Below are 601 nucleotides of genomic sequence, written 5' to 3' on the forward strand. Positions count from 1 at the left end.
TTGGGTATCCCAGTCTAGAGGTTTGATAGCGCAAGCGGCGATAACGCCATTTTGGTCATTGATCGTGGAGCAAACACCATCAGCTTTGACAGTCGACATCAATTCATATCGGAACAGACGTTGGTGGTCTTCTTGGCAAAGCTGTGGATGGCCACGATAGCGGGTGTAAATGGCTAGGGGGGTTAGATCAAGCGCCTGAATCTGGTTTGCCTGATGGAACTCTGTGGTTCTAGTTGGCCGCAACGAGGCTTTCATGTTTCTTATCCTGATGCTCTTGGTGGCTCTCGATCATGGTCATATGCAGTGGTTATCATTATTAGATTTTTGATAACCCATTGTTATGTTTTGAGTGCGTATATGTCCGCTACACCTTTTGGGCTAGTCTATCCTGTTTGAATCGCGATGGCAGCAGGAGGGATCATGGATACTTCGAGGATCTTGGTAGTCTTTGCGGCAATGGAATTTCTCTAGGACGTCGGTAGTCAGAATGAAGTCTCTGCTTGTTACAGGGGGCTGTGGTTTCATCGGCAGCGCCTTTATCCGCTGGGCCTTGGCCAATACCAAGGCTACTATCGTCAATCTCGATGCTCTCACCTATGCC

At 48.4% G+C, this 601-nt stretch carries 1 protein-coding gene; it reads right to left on the reverse strand.

The features are described 5' to 3' along the window. The coding region (locus tag A3754_RS28485) for a hypothetical protein (protein WP_231880533.1) at nt 1-255 on the reverse strand (255 nt) is incomplete at its 3' end. Nucleotides 256-601: the final 346 nt, after the last annotated feature.

Source organism: Alcanivorax sp. HI0083, assembly GCF_001635175.1.